This is a genomic window from Achromobacter aegrifaciens (assembly GCF_902859735.1).
Taxonomy (GTDB): Bacteria; Pseudomonadota; Gammaproteobacteria; order Burkholderiales; family Burkholderiaceae_B; genus Achromobacter; species Achromobacter aegrifaciens.
Genome location: NZ_CADIJY010000002.1, coordinates 679691 through 694727, shown reverse-complemented (window position 1 = coordinate 694727; position 15037 = coordinate 679691). Strand labels below are relative to the sequence as shown.

Sequence of the window (15037 nt, the reverse complement as noted above, 5' to 3'; positions counted from 1 at the left end):
TTCTGCGTGGAATAGCTGAGCGGGTGCAGATCCGTCGGTCGCGATCGCTGCAGGAAAAACGGGTCTTCCGGCGCATTTGGCAGCTTGTCCATGCCGGGTAATTTTTGCTTGCGTGTGACGCGTTCGAATGTGTCACGGCTGGAACCTTCGCTTGCAGCATGGCCAGAATGATTGGGGTAGCATTCCGCCGATCGATAACAAGGAGAATCCGATGCAAGCGAACGAGATCGAACACCCGCGCGTGGCGCTGGTCACCGGCGCCGGTACCGGCATAGGCCGCGCGGTGGCGCTGGAATTCCTGGCGCAAGGCTATCGGGTCGTGTTGGCCGGCCGTCGCCGCGAACCGCTGGAAGCCACCCGCACCGCGGCGGGCGAGGACGGCGTGAGGGCGCTGGTGGTGCCCACGGATGTATCCGACGAGCAGGCCGTGCGCGAACTATTCGATGCGGCGCAGCGCGAATATGGCCGGCTGGACGTGCTGTTCAACAATGCCGGCCGCGGCGCGCCCGCGATGCCGATCGAGGAGTTGCCCGTATCGCTGTGGCGCGAGGTGGTGGACACCAACCTGACCGGCATGTTCCTGTGCGCGCAAGCCGCCATTCGCGTGATGAAGGCGCAGAATCCGCGTGGCGGGCGCATCATCAACAACGGTTCGATCTCGGCGCATGCGCCGCGTCCGTTCTCCATCGCCTACACCGCCACCAAGCACGCGGTGACCGGGCTGACCAAGTCCATTTCGCTGGATTGCCGGCCCTACAACATCGCTTGCGGCCAGATCGACATCGGCAATGCCGCCACCGACATGACCGAGCGCATGGCCGCAGGCATCCTGCAGGCGGACGGCAGCACCAAGGTGGAGCCGCGCATGGACGTGGCGCACGTGGCGCAGGCGGTGGCCGCCATGGCGCGCCTGCCGCTGGAGGCCAACGTGCAGTTCATGACCATCATGGCGACCAACATGCCCTTCGTGGGCCGGGGCTGAAACGCGGCAAGCCTGCGGCGGCGCGTCCTTGCTGGACTGGCCGCGGCAGGCTGTGGTGCCTCCCCCAAGGGGCGTCGGCAGCGACGCCCCGATTTTTTCCGTCAGCGGGCGGAAGCCTGGGCCAGCATCTGGCCCGGTTGCATATCCAGATAGCGCCGGGCGCCGACGTAGCGCTTGGTCCAGTACGAATTCTTCATTTCGTCCACACGCACCTTGGTGCCGCGGCGCGGAGCGTGGACAAACTTGTTCTGGCCGATGTAGATGCCGACGTGCGAGGTCACGCCGCGGCCGCGCGTGGCGAAGAACACCAGGTCGCCGGGGCGCAGATCCTGCTTGTTGGCGACGGATTCGCCAGCGGTGCGTTGAGCGCGCGCCGTGCGAGGCAGCTCCATGCCGGCGATTTCACGGAAGACGTGCAGGACCAGTCCGCTGCAATCGAAACCGTCGGCATCGTCGCCGCCCCAGCTATAGGGGGTGCCGATGGCATCCAGGCCGGCTTGCACGACACGGTCGCGCAGGGTGGGGACGGTGGGTTCCTGGGCCAGGCGCAGGCCGGTAAGCGAGGGGCGGGCCTGCTCGGAGCGGACGGACGCCTGGGCGGCGTCGGGAATCCAGGAAAGGGTCAGGGCGATGATGGGCGCTGACAGGAATACGGGAATGCGTAGTTGGGCAATTCGGGCTTTTCGCGTGGGCGGCGTCATTACGTCACTTCAAGAATCGGAGTGGGCGGCATGGCTTTGCCTGGACAGGCAAGCCGGCGGAAAGGGGGGCAACACCGGGACGTAAAACCCCGGACTGCCATGTGATTGTAATGGAATAATGTTTCATTACATTTGTAGTGCAATGCAGCATTCTTGTCGGTGGAAGTTACGGCGCGCGCAGCTTCCCGGGCCGTCGAATATGACATTTCATCTGGCGCGGGCTCGGGCATAATCGTCGCAATCGGCCCTGCGGCCCGGCAAGCCGGCAGCGGCCGCGGTTACAGATAAGATGAGAAGCGGAGTAAAGCTCGATGATGAACGCAGTGCACCCTTTGTCTTCCATGAGCCGGCCAGAAGCCTTGCCCTTCGAGCCGTTCCAGGATGCGGTGGCGGCAGTGGAGCGCCTGATCGAAATCTATGCGCGCAATACCGCATTCCTGCGCGCCGCCTTCCGTGAAGTGCTGAAAGGCTCGACCAACGGCCGCGAGCGCGCCCGAGCCTACTACCCGGCCATCCGTATCGTGGTGGAAACCTACGATCCGATCGATACCCGGCTGTCCTACGGCCACGTCGCCGAACCGGGCATTTACCAGACCACCATCACCCAGCCCGCGCTGTTTCGCGACTACCTGATCGAGCAGGTCAGCCAGCTGCTGCAGAACCACCGCGTGGCGGTCGAAGTCGGCGAGTCCGATTCGCCCATTCCGCTGCATTTCGCCTTCCCCGAGGGCGCCTACGTCGAGGGCGAGCATCTGGAGGCACTCAAGCGGCCCCTGCGCGACCTGTTCGACGTGCCCGACCTGGCGGTGACGGACGATGCCATCGTCAACGGTTCCTGGCGCGGCAAGGAGGGCGAGCCCAAGCCGCTGGCGCCTTTTACGGCCCAGCGCGTGGACTATTCGCTGCACCGCTTGCAGCACTACACCTCGACCGCGCCCGCGCATTTCCAGAATTTCGTGCTGTTCACCAACTACCAGTTCTACGTGGACGAGTTCTGCGCCCGCGCCCGCGCGCTCATGGCCAGCGGCAACGAAGACTACGAAATGCTGGTGGAGCCGGGCAACCGCATCACGCGGCGGGGCGAAAGCGGCCCGGGCGACGAGGACCAGGCGGTCCGCCTGCCGCAGATGCCGGCCTACCACCTGGTGCGCGGCGACCATTCGGGCATCACGCTGGTGAACATCGGCGTGGGACCGTCCAACGCCAAGACCATTACCGACCACATCGCCGTACTGCGCCCGCACGCCTGGCTGATGCTGGGCCACTGCGCGGGCCTGCGCGATTCGCAGCGCCTGGGCGACTACGTCTTGGCTCATGGCTATGTGCGCGAGGACCACGTGCTGGACGCCGACCTGCCGACCTGGGTGCCGGTGCCGGCGCTGGCCGAGGTGCAGGTGGCGCTGGAGCAGGCGGTCGAAGAAGTGGCCGGGCTGTCGGGCTGGGATCTGAAGCGCATCATGCGCACGGGCACGGTCGCCACCATCGACAACCGCAATTGGGAACTGCGTGATCATCTGGAACTGGTGGAGCGTTTTGCGCAGTCCCGCGCGATTGCGCTGGACATGGAATCCGCCACCATCGCGGCCAACGGCTTCCGCTTCCGCGTGCCGTACGGCACCTTGCTGTGCGTGTCGGACAAGCCTTTGCATGGCGAACTGAAGCTGCCCGGCATGGCCAGCGCCTTCTACCGCCGCCAGGTGAATCAACATCTGGAAATCGGCATCCGCGCCCTGGAGCGGCTGCGCGACATGCCGCCGGAACGCCTGCATTCGCGCAAGCTGCGCACCTTCATGGAAACGGCGTTTCAATAGGTTCGTCGATCCGTCCCCGAGGCCGTCCGATTTCACCGGATGGGGCCTCTTGCGCTATTCTCGCCGGTTGCTTGGAAATTCCCAGGCACCTGGCGTTGCGCACAGGTGCCTTCATGACCTGAAGGAAATGCATTTTGGCACCATCGGAACACGATGAACGTCGCTCAGGCGGCACGCGCGAGGCGAAGGCGAACCCGCCTTCCGAACTGCGCCGCACGCTGTCCGCGCGCCACCTGACCATGATTGCGGTGGGCGGGTCCATCGGCACCGGCCTGTTCGTGGCTTCCGGCGCGACCATCGCCAAGGCCGGCCCCGGCGGGGCGCTGCTGGGCTACGTGCTGATCGGCATCATGGTCTATTTCCTGATGACCAGCCTGGGCGAACTGGCCGCCGCGATGCCGGTTTCCGGTTCCTTTTCCACCTACGGCGCGCGCTATGTCGAGGACGGCTTCGGCTTCGCCCTGGGCTGGAACTATTGGTACAACTGGGCGGTGACCGTGGCGGTGGACCTGGTGGCGGCGCAACTGGTCATGGCCTACTGGTTTCCCGACGTGCCGGGTTTCTATTGGAGCGCCCTGTTCCTGGCGATCACCTTCGGCCTGAACGCCATGTCGGCGCGCGGCTTCGGCGAGGCAGAGTTCTGGTTCGCGCTGATCAAGGTGATCGCGGTGCTGGCGTTCGTGGCCATGGGCGTGATGATGCTGCTGGGCATCATCCGGGGCGGAGAAACGGGCGGCCTGGCCAACTGGACCGTGGGCGATGCGCCGTTCTCAGGCGGCTTCGCGGCGCTGATCGGCGTGGCCATGGTGGTGGGCTTTTCGTTCCAGGGTACCGAGCTCATCGGCATCGCCGCCGGCGAATCCAAGGACCCGGCGCGCAACCTGCCGCGCGCGGTGCGCCAGGTCTTCTGGCGCATCCTGCTGTTCTACGTGGCGGCCATCCTGGTCATCGGCCTCTTGATTCCCTATACCGACCCGCACCTGTTGCGCAACGAGGTCGAGGACATCAGCGTCAGTCCCTTCGCGCTGATCTTCGAGCGGGCCGGCCTCCTGGGGGCGGCTTCGGTCATGAACGCGGTGGTGCTGACGTCGGTATTGTCGGCGGGCAATTCCGGCATGTACGCGGCTACACGCATGCTTTACAGCCTGGCCCGCGAAGGCAAGGCGCCGCGCATCTTCGGCCGCATCTCGCGCAGCGGCGTGCCGCTGTGGGCGCTGCTGGCGACGACGGTGGTGGCGGCGCTGTGTTTTTTCACCTTCATTTTCAGCCCCAACGCCGTCTACATCTGGCTGCTGAACACCTCCGGGATGACGGGCTTCATCGCCTGGCTGGGCATCGCCATCAGCCACTACCGGTTCCGCCGTGGCTACGTGAAGCAGGGCCATAACCTGGCCGATCTGCCGTATGTGTCGCCGTTCTTCCCGTTCGGGCCGATCTTCGCTTTCGTGCTCTGCCTGATCATCACCCTGGGGCAGAACTACCAGGCGTTCCTGCAGGACAAGATCGATTGGGGCGGCGTGGTCGCGACCTACATCGGGATTCCGCTGTTCCTGCTGATCTGGGCCGGCTACCGGCTGGCGCGCGGCTCGCGCTTCGTGAACTACCGGGACATGCATTTCCCGGATGCGCGGGCGCGTAGTGCTTATCTGGATTCAGCGCTGCGGGGGGAGCCTGCGGCGGGCGAGGCGAGGTGAGGGCTGGTCAAGCCAACGCTTCGATGACGGCCTCAGGGTTCCGTTCGATGACGTTAAGTAGTACCAGGGCAGGGCCGCGCGGTGAGCGATCACCGCGTTCCCAATGTCGCAGCGTGGCAGTCGAAAAGCCGAATCGGGCTGCGAATTGTTCCTGGGTCATTCCGACTTTGGCGCGTACGGCTTTGACGTCAACCTCGCGGGGGCGATGCAGGCGAACGCCGCGTGTATCTCCCTGCGCGTGGGCAATCGCTTCTTGCAAGCCTTGCTTGATGCCGTCGAATGCAGTGCTCATGATCTTGTTTGTCCTTTCCAGATATTCACCAGCAAAGTCACCATGCCGGCTAGCTCGTTGCGTTGGGCCTTAGTCAGATTGGCTTTATCGTTTTTCGCAAAAAGCGTCAGCAAATATAGCGGCATAAGATCATCGTGGTAGTAATAGATGATGCGCGCGCCGCCGCTCTTGCCTTGCCCGCTACGACGCCAGCGCAATTTGCGGACTCCACCGGTGCCCTCCATGATGTCTCCCGCCTTCGGATGCCCGGCCAGGTAGTCAATCAGGTCTTGACGCTCGTTTGGCAGCAATAGTCTGTCGGCAAGACGAATGTAAGAGGGCAGTTCCGCAATGCCATGCATGGTTTGTCGCAAAGTTAATTCTAATCCATTGGATTAGTTCGGCAAGGTCAGACTTCCGGCATCGAGGCCAGGACGCAAGCACGTATATCAACAGCTACAGGCCAATGCGGGGCGGGCGAGCCCTTAAAACCAGACGAAAAGCAGCCCTTACGTACTGGATCATCCATCCAGCAGGTAAGGGCTGCTTTTTTTTACCCAGGATCCGGCGCCCATTCAGAGGCGCCATCGCGTATCCCGCTATTCGATGTTCTGCGCCTGTTCCCGCATCTGCTCGATCAGCAGCTTCAGGTCCATGGCGGCGCGGGTGACTTCCATGCTGCCGGCCTTGGAGCCCAGGGTGTTGGCTTCGCGGTTCATTTCCTGGAACAGGAAGTCCAGGCGCTTGCCCGCGCTGCCGGCGTTCTTTTTGCCGGAGGCGGGTTTGCCGCCGCCGTCGCCCAGCAGGTGGCGCAGTTCTTCCAGGTGCGAGCGCAGGCGGGAGAGTTCTTCGGCCACATCGATGCGCAGGGCGAACAGGTTGGCTTCCTGGGACAGGCGTTCGGACAGTTCCGCGCCGGAAATGTGGGTGAAGCCGCCGGGGAAGGCGGATTCCACGCTTTCGCGCAGCTTGGAAGCCAGCTTGTCGCGGTGGTCCGCCAGCAGTTGGGGCAGGTGCGCCTGCACCAGCTCGACGATGCGCGCGACGCCGTCGGCGCATTCGCGCATCATGCCGGCCAGGCGTTCGCCTTCGCGCGCGCGGCCTTCCTGCAGCTGGGTCAGGGCCTGCTGGGCGGCCTGCATGCAGGCGGCGCCCCAGACTTGCGGGTCGAGCGCGTCGTTGGCGCGCTGGCCCGGCCAGTTGAACAGTTCCACCAGGCGCGGGGCGGCGATGTCGGGGAGGATGCGGCGCGCGGCCTGCAGCTGTTCGGCCAGGCTTTCGAGCCAGGCCGGTTCCAGCTTGGACAGGTCGGTGCTGGCGTTGCGCGTGTAGGAAACGCGGATTTCGACCTTGCCGCGCGCCAGATTGGCGGTCAGCAATTCGCGCAGCGGCGTTTCCACGTGGCGCAATTCGTCGGGCAGGCGGAAGTAGAGGTCAAGGAAGCGGCTGTTGACGCTGCGGAATTCGAGCGCAAGCGTGCCTTGCTCGAGATCTGCGCGGGCGTTGCCGAAGGCGGTCATGCTGCGAATCATGATGTGCGTGTCCTGGTAATGCTTTTTATTGGGAACCGGCGGGTGTGCGCGCCAGCCGGTTTTTCGGCGCGGACCCTTTCATTTGTACCGGTTATATCGCGGCAGGATACTCCAAGCGGCGTTTTCCTGCGGCGCCACCCCGTACAATGCGGCGGATCTAAGCCACGTCTGGAGTTTGCCTGTGACCACTACCCCCGCCATCGCCCGTCCTTCGGGCCGCGCCGTCGACGAACTGCGGCCGTTCAGCCTGGAGCGCGGGTTCACGCGCTACGCCGAAGGTTCGGTGCTGGTGAAGGCCGGCAACACCCATGTGCTGTGCACGGCCAGCGTACTTGAGAAGGTACCGCCTTTTCTGAAGGGCAAGGGGGAAGGCTGGGTAACGGCTGAATACGGCATGTTGCCGCGCGCCACCCATACGCGCGGCGACCGCGAGGCCGCGCGCGGCAAGCAGAGCGGCCGCACCCAGGAAATCCAGCGCCTGATCGGCCGCAGCCTGCGGGCCGTGTTCGACATGAAGGCGCTGGGCGAACGCACGCTGCACCTGGACTGCGACGTGCTGCAGGCCGACGGCGGTACGCGCTGCGCCAGCATTACCGGCGCCTGGGTGGCCGCGGCCGACGCCGTCGCGTTGCTGATGCAGCGCGGCGACCTCGCCGCGAACCCGATCCGCGATGCGGTGGCAGCGGTGTCGGTCGGCTTGGTACAAGGTCGCGCGGTGCTGGACCTGGATTACGAGGAAGACTCGGCCTGCGACGCCGACGTAAACGTGATCATGACCGGCAGCGGCGCATTCGTGGAAGTGCAGGGCACGGGCGAGGGCGCCACCTTCACCCGCGCGGAACTGGACACGATGCTGGTGTTGGCCGAAAACGGCATCGCCGGCCTGGTGCGGGCGCAGCGCGCGGCGCTGGCCTGATCGGCGCCAAAAGAAACGGGTTGGACGCGCACCCCGCGGCCAACCCGTAGATTCGTCTGCAGGCTTTACTTCGACGCCAGCAGCATTCCCATTTTTTCCGCCTTTTCCAGATTCCAGATCGCGGCGATCAGCCCGCGCAGCTCTTGCTCGGTAGCGGCGTCCGCGTAGCGGCCCAGGCTTAGCGTCTTGTCCTCGATTTCCGCCCGGCTCAGGGTATTACCCGGATCGCCCTTGGGTTCATCCACGCGGCCATGCAGCTTGCGGCCGTCGCGGGTGTAGACCGTGACCTTGCCGATCCAGCGCTGAGGGTAGGCGCCGTCGACCTCCGGGTCGAGTTCCATTTCGACCTTGCCGCGGAACGTGGCGACGCCCGGATCGTCCAGGCCGGCATCGAATTCCGCCAGGCCTGCGCGGCCCTGGCGGGCGATCAGGGCCAGGACAGTGCCCATCGAGAACTTGGACTGGTGCACGGTCTGCGGATTGACTACCGGCCCCAGCACGTCGATGGCGCCCTGGTGCACGTGGGCCACGACGCGCTCGATGTCGGCTTCGGTCAGCTTGTTGTCGCGCAGCGCTTGCTGTAGCGCGTCGGCAGCGGGGTGGGTGTGGCGGCAGGAAGCGTGGAACTTGAACGAGGTCTCGGCCAGCGCCCAGCGTTCGCCCAAGCGGTCGCACAGGCGGCTCGGGTCGGCGTCGGTGGACATGCCGGCCGCCATGCCCTGCGGACCTTCCAGGATGTGGCGCGCGCCGGTGAAACCTTCGCGCGCCAGATAGGCGGCGGTGATGCCGTCGGCCGCGGCCTTGGCGGTGTGCAGTTGCTTGGAGTCGGCGGCGTCGCGCAGGAACTCCCAGAGGCCCGCAGCCTGAGTGCCGGCCGAGCCCAGCGCGTGCAGCATTTCCTCGGGGGACAGGTTCAGCAGCCGGCCGGCGGTGACGGCGGCGGCCAGCGTGCCTGCGGTGCCGGTGGTGTGGAAGATCTTGTAGTGCGAACGGCCCAGGAATTCGCCGACGCGGATTCCCACTTCGTAGCCCGCAACAGACGCGACCAGCAGGTCGCGGCCCGAGCGCCCCAGCGCTTGCGCCACGGCCAGCGCAGGCGGGAACACCACGGCGGCGGGGTGGAACACGGAACCGTTGTGCACGTCGTCCTGCTCGACCACGTGGGCGGCCGCCGCGTTGACCATGGCGGCGAACAGCGGCGTGGTGCGGCGGCGGGTGATCAGGACTTCGCTGGGGCCGTCGGCCGGACCCATGGCGGCGGCGTAGCGGTCGATGGCCTGCACCGCGCGCGCCGAAGCGCCCGCCAGAATGGACGCCAGGCAGTCCAGCAACAGGTCCTCGGCGCGGCGCAGCACCGGCGCCGGGATGTCTTCATAGCGCAGGTTGGCGGCGAAGGCCGCGAGTTCGGCGCTCAGGTGCGGGATATCTTTGGCAGCGGTCATTGATGTCGGGGTCCGGTCAGAAGGAGCGGGGCAGGCCCAGGATGTGTTCGGCCACGTAGGACAGGATCAGGTTGGTCGAGATCGGCGCGACCTGATACAGGCGGGTTTCGCGGAACTTGCGCTCCACATCGTATTCCGTGGCGAAGCCGAAGCCGCCGTGGAATTGCAGGCAGGCATTGGCGGCTTCCCAGGACGCGTCGGCAGCCAGCAGCTTGGCCATGTTGGCTTGTGCGCCGCAGGGCTCGTGGGCGTCGAACAGGCGGCAGGCCTCGTAGCGCATCAGGCTGGCCGCTTCGACGTTGATGTGGGCGCGGGCGATGGGGAACTGCACGCCCTGGTTCTGGCCGATGGGGCGGCCGAACACCATGCGCTCCTTGGCGTAGGCGGTGACCTTGTCCACGAACCAGTAGCCGTCGCCAATGCATTCGGCGGCGATCAGGGTGCGTTCGGCGTTCAGGCCGTCCAGGATGTACTTGAAGCCCTTTCCTTCCTCGCCGATCAGGTTCTCCTCGGGGATTTCGAGGTTGTCGAAGAACAGCTCGTTGGTCTCGTGGTTGACCATGTTGGGGATCGGGCGGATCGACATGCCGTGCTTGACGGCATGATGCAGGTCCACCAGGAAGATGGACATGCCTTCGGACTTGCGCGTGACCTGGTCCAGCGGCGTGGTGCGCGCCAGCAGGATCATCAGGTCGGAGTGCTGCACGCGCGAGATCCAGACCTTCTGGCCGTTGATGACGTAGCGGTCGCCGCGCTTGACCGCGGTGGTCTTGATCTTGGTCGTGTCGGTGCCGGTGGTGGGTTCGGTGACGCCCATGGACTGCAGGCGCAGTTCGCCGGCGGCGATGCGCGGCAGGTACTCGCGCTTCTGGGCTTCGGAGCCGTGGCGCAGCAGCGTGCCCATGTTGTACATCTGGCCGTGGCAGGCGCCGGAATTGCCGCCGCTGCGGTTGATTTCTTCCATGATGACAGACGCTTCGGTCAGGCCCAGGCCGGAGCCGCCGTATTCCTGCGGGATCAGCGCGGCCAGCCAGCCGGCTTCGGTCAGCGCGCGGACGAAGGCTTCGGGATAGCCGCGTTCTTCATCGACCTTGCGGAAGTATTCGGAGGGGAACTGGGCGCAGAGATCGCGCACGGCTTCGCGGATGTCCTGATAGGCGTGGGAGGCGTTGGTCATGATGCGGTTTTCTGTATGGGTAATGGATCGGTACACCGTGGAATGTGCCGCATGCCGCCGCCCCTGCCAATTCACAATTGCTTAATACGGGGTTCGGTTTCATGACGGGAGTTTGTCATCCCGGCGCCGGGGTTGTGTCAAGAAATTGCCAAACTGGGTGTCCATAATCCATGCGAACGCCGCCGCTGGCGGCAGGATTTGTATGGACTGATATGCGGAAAAACATCAGGGTCACGACGGCGTTGTCGGCCATTCTTGCGTTGTTCGTGGTGCTGTTCGCGCTGGCGGCAGCGGCAGGAATCTCGGTGCTGCGGGAAAACCGGACGGACATAGAAGCGCTGGGCCGGGGCAGCATCGAACGGGCAGGCGATCTGGCCGACATGACCAGCCGGTTGTTCCAGGCGCGGGCCGCGCTGACGGATGCCAAGACGGCGATGGAAGGCGGGCTGGAAGAGGCGCGCAACGAGTCGCTGGCGCACGCCGAGGCGCTGCTCAAGCAGGCCGCGGACAGCCTGGGACGCTTGCGCGCCAATCCCGACATCAGCGCCGAGGGCGCGCCGTTGTTCGATGGCGTATTGGCGGCCTACGCAGCCTTCGCGGACAAGACGCTGGCACCCATGCATGCGGCGATCAAGGGCTGGAACGGGATCGAGGTGAACCGCCTGGTGGACAAGGCGCTGCCGGCCAGCGGCGCTGCCTACGTCAAGCAGGCCGACGCCTACCAGACCTACGCCCGCGATCAGGGGCAGGCGGCCGTGGCCAGCGCCAGCCTCACGCTGCAGCGGGTGATCGCGGTGGCGGCCGGGGTGCTGGCGCTGGTGCTGCTGTTGGCTGTGCTGATCCGCCTGGCGTTCCGCCGCAGCATCCTGCGGCCGCTGAATGAAGCAGGGGCGCATTTCGACCGCATCGCCGACGGCGACCTCACGGGTGCGATCGCCATGCGCGGCGACAACGAGATCGGCGTCCTGTACAGCGCCATGCGGCGCATGCAGAAAGGGCTGTCGGCGGCAGTGGCCTCGGTGCGCCATGGCGTCGAGGAAATCCATACCGGTTCCGGCGAGATCGCCGCGGGCGGGGCGGACATGTCGGACCGTACCGCGCGTCAGGCGGGCTCGCTGCAGGAAGCGTCGGCCAACATGATGCAGCTGGCGCAAACGGTGCAGCTGACCGCCGGCAACGCCGACCTGGCCAGCCGCCAGGCGCTGGGCGCGACCCAGCTGGCGCAGCGCGGCGGCGCGGCGGTGGAGGAAGTGGTGCAGAGCATGCAGGGCATCGCCGAAAGCGCCCGCCGCATCGGCGAGATCGTGGGCGTGGTCGACAGCATCGCGTTCCAGACCAATATCCTGGCGCTCAATGCCGCGGTGGAAGCGGCGCGCGCGGGAGAGCAGGGAAAGGGCTTTGCCGTGGTGGCGGGCGAGGTGCGCTCGCTCGCCCAGCGCAGCGCGCAGGCCGCCAAGGAAATCAAGGGCCTGATCGAGGACTCCGCGGCGCGCGTGCAGGCGGGCGTGCGTCAGGTCAGCGTGGCCGGCGACACCATGCGCGACATGATGCAATCGGTGGACCGGGTCACGCAGATTGTGGCCGAGATTTCCAGCGCGACGGCCGAGCAGGCGGCGGGCATCGCCTCGGTGAACCATGCGGTGGCGGACATCGAACGCTCGACGCAGGAGAATGCCGCCATGGTGGAGCAGACCGCGGCCGCTGCCGCCGCGCTGGAAGCCCAGGCGCAGGGTCTGCGCCGGGCCGTGGCGGTGTTCCAGATCGCCCAGCCGGCCGATGGCGCGGCCGGGCAGGGTTCAGCTATCCAGCTGCGGCAGGATGCCGCCGGTGTAGCGCTCGGCCACCAGCGACAGGTTCCCGTGCTTGACCTTGTGCTTGACGTGAGCGGCGGCCGACGCGATGTCCTCAGGGCGGATGCGCTCGCATAGTGATGGCGTGACGGTGAGGGCGCCCACGCCCAGCGTCACGAAGGGAAAGAAGCGCGGCACGCCGTAGCGGTCCTCGGCCTCGATCCCGCCGTTGCGGCGGCCCTCGTCGTCATACAGGTCCATGGCGCGGTCGTTGAATTCCGCGATGATGCGCTGGGCGCGCGCCATCCAGTCGGGGCTGCGCAACAGCACCACGAAGTCATCGCCGCCCACATGGCCGACGAAGTCGCGCTGCGGATCGCAGTGGCGCTTGATGACTTCGGCGGTCAACATGATCATGTCGTCGCCGCGCCAATAGCCATAGACGTCGTTGAAGGGCTTGAAGTTGTTCAGGTCGCCATAGCAGATGGTGAAGTCGTCGGCGTCTTCGAGCAGCGTGGCGATGTGGCGGCTGATGGGGATGTTGCCAGGCAGCGAGGTCAGCGGATTGGCGTAGCGCGCCGCCTCGATGCGCATCTCGGTGACCGAGCGCACCAAGGTTTCGCCGGTGGCCAGGCCGTCGTAGCGGCCTTCGCGCGTGATGATCAGGCCGTCCATCAGATAGCGCTGGTCTTCCGAGATCAGCACGTGGCTCAACTGGTCGATGGATACGTTCAGGTCCACCAGCACCGGTTCGGCATTCATGAAGGTGGAGCAGGCGTCCCGCCCGAACAGCTCGCGCGTGTAGCGCTGGGCGTAATGTTCCGAGAAATCGCGCCGGTTGATGATGCCGACCGGCCGGTTGTCGTCGTCGATCACCGCCACCGCGTGCATTTCCTTGTGTTCGATGAACAGCCGGTGCACGTCGTCATTGGTGTGTCCGGTCAGCCGTACCGCCGGCGCTTCGACGCGCAGGCTGGCCGCCGTGCCGCCGACGCCGCGGGCGGGCGTTGCGGCCGGCGCGCGTTGGCGCAGCGAATCGCGCAGCGGCGGCGCCAGCTCGGTCAGCAGCATTTCCTCCGGCCGGCCCAGCAGCCAGCCTTGCGCGTAGCGGATGTCCAGCTCGCGCACCACGGCCAGGTCCTCGGCGGTCTCGATGCCTTCGGCAACGATGGTGGTGCCCAGGTGCTGCGCCACTTTGAGGATGGCGCGCACCATGTTCTGCTTGCGCTCGTCCTGGCCGATGCCGTCGAAGAAATAGCGGTCGATCTTGACCAGGTCCGGCTGCATCTCGGCCCAGAGCTGCAGATTGGAGTTGCCCACGCCGTAGTCGTCCAGCGCGACACGCATGCCATGCGCCCGCAGGCAGGCAAATGCGCTGGACAGCTCGGCCATGTGCTCGGACAGCGGATCCTGCTCGGTGAGTTCGACGATGATGCTGGAAGGCGCGAGCGAACAATTCTTGAGCAGGCGCTCGGGCATTTCCTCGCCCCACAGGGTCCAGTAGTGCAGCAGCGCCGAACCGGACAGATTCAGGAACAGCATGCCGGAGGCGTCATGCTGGTGAAAGCCCTGTGCGCCGGCGCGGAAGCTCGCCAGCTCCAGCTGCGGATGCAGGCCCTGGCGGCGGGCCTCGGCGAACAAGGCGTCGGGAAAGTGCAGGGCGGTGTCGGCGGGGCCGCGGATCAGGCTTTCATGGCCGTAGATGCGGCTGTGCGAAAGATCGACCACGGGCTGGAAGCGTGGGCGCAGCAGCCGTTCCCGCAGGATGCCAGCCAGGCTCACGTGCGCTGACGCGCTGTCCAGGGGGGATGAGGGTGCGCGGGCCGCTACCGGCCTGGGCAAAGCGTGAATGGGGTCCATCGCCGGTGCGTTCAGATACTATCAGTGACAAGTTTGATCATGTTGACAACAAAATATGTCCGCGTTGTTTCGTCGATGGCAGGCGCGCCATATTCAATTAGGGTCAGTATCACTGTCAACCCTGGCGCAAGGTATATCCTTTCGCCTCGCGGGGGCATGCCGCCCGCAGGCGGCGGATAGGGCCCGCGCCCTATACAATTTGCCCCATGACTGCTCCCAAGATTCCCGATTCCCTGCGCCGCGTGGTGCTCGCCTCCAACAATGCCGGCAAGCTGCGCGAGTTTTCCGCGCTGTTCGCGCCCCTGGGCATCGAGCTTGTGCCCCAGGGCGAACTGGGCGTGCCCGAGGCCGAAGAGCCGCACGTGACGTTCGTCGAGAACGCGCTGGCCAAGGCCCGCCATGCCAGCCGCCTGACGGGACTGCCGGCCCTGGCCGACGATTCCGGCCTGTGCGTCGCGGCGCTGGATGGCGCGCCTGGCGTGTATTCGGCGCGCTATGCCAAGATGCTGGGCGGCGAAAAATCCGATCAGGCCAATAACGAACTGCTGGTGCGCAATCTGGCCGGCGTGGCCGACCGCAGCGCCTGGTACGTGGCGGTGCTGGCGCTGGTGCGTTCCGAGAACGATCCGCGGCCGCTGATAGGCGAAGGCCTGTGGCATGGCGAGATCATCGACCAGCCCGAAGGCGCCAACGGCTTTGGCTACGATCCGCATTTCTACCTGCCCGACCAGGCCCTGACCGCCGCCGCCCTGGAGCCCGAGGAAAAGAACCGGCTGAGCCATCGCGCCCGCGCCCTGCGCGAACTGTTGAGCAAGCTGAGCCAGGCTTGACTAGGGCGCCGCGCGGCGCCCGGTTCAGGAA

General features: G+C 65.9%; 12 protein-coding genes and 1 pseudogene. 6 read left to right on the top strand and 7 right to left on the bottom strand.

Annotated features, from left to right (window positions below):
* Positions 1–211: 211 nt before the first annotated feature.
* The gene (locus HV766_RS09135) at positions 212–982 is read left to right on the top strand and encodes an SDR family oxidoreductase (protein WP_054454077.1); all 771 of its coding nucleotides are present in this window, start codon (positions 212–214) and stop codon (positions 980–982) included.
* A 101-nt stretch (positions 983–1083) separates the two neighbouring features.
* On the opposite strand, the gene HV766_RS09130 is transcribed toward HV766_RS09135, so the two are convergent.
* Positions 1084–1683 carry a C40 family peptidase gene (locus tag HV766_RS09130; protein WP_175181006.1) on the bottom strand — a complete coding sequence of 200 codons (600 nt, stop codon included), beginning with the start codon at positions 1681–1683 and terminating at the stop codon, positions 1084–1086.
* Positions 1684–1994: 311 nt separating this feature from the next.
* On the opposite strand from HV766_RS09130, the gene HV766_RS09125 reads away from it, so the two are divergent.
* Both HV766_RS09125 and HV766_RS09120 read left to right on the top strand, forming a co-directional pair.
* Positions 1995–3494 (top strand): AMP nucleosidase, encoded by a 1500-nt coding sequence (locus tag HV766_RS09125; protein WP_370127645.1) that lies wholly within the window; start codon positions 1995–1997, stop codon positions 3492–3494.
* Between the two features lie 134 nt (positions 3495–3628).
* Complete coding sequence (locus HV766_RS09120; protein ID WP_054454080.1) at positions 3629–5188, top strand: amino acid permease; 1560 nt, start codon at positions 3629–3631, stop codon at positions 5186–5188.
* A 7-nt stretch (positions 5189–5195) separates the two neighbouring features.
* On the opposite strand, the gene HV766_RS09115 is transcribed toward HV766_RS09120, so the two are convergent.
* The 3 genes from HV766_RS09115 to HV766_RS09105 all read right to left on the bottom strand — a co-directional run bounded on the left by HV766_RS09115 (position 5196) and on the right by HV766_RS09105 (position 6991).
* Positions 5196–5480 carry a helix-turn-helix domain-containing protein gene (locus tag HV766_RS09115; protein WP_082400972.1) on the bottom strand — a complete coding sequence of 95 codons (285 nt, stop codon included), beginning with the start codon at positions 5478–5480 and terminating at the stop codon, positions 5196–5198.
* Positions 5477–5821 carry a type II toxin-antitoxin system RelE/ParE family toxin gene (locus tag HV766_RS09110; RefSeq protein ID WP_175160446.1) on the bottom strand — a complete coding sequence of 115 codons (345 nt, stop codon included), beginning with the start codon at positions 5819–5821 and terminating at the stop codon, positions 5477–5479. The genes HV766_RS09115 and HV766_RS09110 overlap by 4 nt, the downstream gene beginning before the upstream one ends.
* Positions 5822–6058: 237 nt before the next feature.
* Complete coding sequence (locus HV766_RS09105) at positions 6059–6991, bottom strand: YicC/YloC family endoribonuclease (protein ID WP_119451588.1); 933 nt, start codon at positions 6989–6991, stop codon at positions 6059–6061.
* A gap of 181 nt (positions 6992–7172) precedes the next feature.
* On the opposite strand from HV766_RS09105, the gene rph reads away from it, so the two are divergent.
* Positions 7173–7907 carry a ribonuclease PH gene (rph, locus tag HV766_RS09100; protein ID WP_302476941.1) on the top strand — a complete coding sequence of 245 codons (735 nt, stop codon included), beginning with the start codon at positions 7173–7175 and terminating at the stop codon, positions 7905–7907.
* Between the two features lie 65 nt (positions 7908–7972).
* On the opposite strand, the gene HV766_RS09095 is transcribed toward rph, so the two are convergent.
* On the bottom strand, positions 7973–9349 hold the full coding sequence (locus HV766_RS09095) for an MmgE/PrpD family protein (RefSeq protein ID WP_175181005.1): 1377 nt from the start codon (positions 9347–9349) through the stop codon (positions 7973–7975).
* A gap of 16 nt (positions 9350–9365) precedes the next feature.
* Positions 9366–10526 carry an acyl-CoA dehydrogenase family protein gene (locus HV766_RS09090; RefSeq protein WP_054454089.1) on the bottom strand — a complete coding sequence of 387 codons (1161 nt, stop codon included), beginning with the start codon at positions 10524–10526 and terminating at the stop codon, positions 9366–9368.
* A 170-nt stretch (positions 10527–10696) separates the two neighbouring features.
* Here HV766_RS09090 and HV766_RS09085 point away from each other — a divergent pair.
* Positions 10697–12172, top strand: a pseudogene (locus HV766_RS09085) (methyl-accepting chemotaxis protein); the annotation flags it as partial.
* 150 nt (positions 12173–12322) lie between these two features.
* Here HV766_RS09085 and HV766_RS09080 read toward each other — a convergent pair.
* A complete protein-coding gene (locus HV766_RS09080; RefSeq protein ID WP_254593300.1) occupies positions 12323–14176 on the bottom strand; it encodes an EAL domain-containing protein in 1854 nt (617 codons plus the stop codon).
* A gap of 206 nt (positions 14177–14382) precedes the next feature.
* Between HV766_RS09080 and rdgB the strand changes: the two genes are divergently transcribed.
* Positions 14383–15006 (top strand): RdgB/HAM1 family non-canonical purine NTP pyrophosphatase, encoded by a 624-nt coding sequence (rdgB, locus tag HV766_RS09075; protein ID WP_054454093.1) that lies wholly within the window; start codon positions 14383–14385, stop codon positions 15004–15006.
* Positions 15007–15037: the final 31 nt, after the last annotated feature.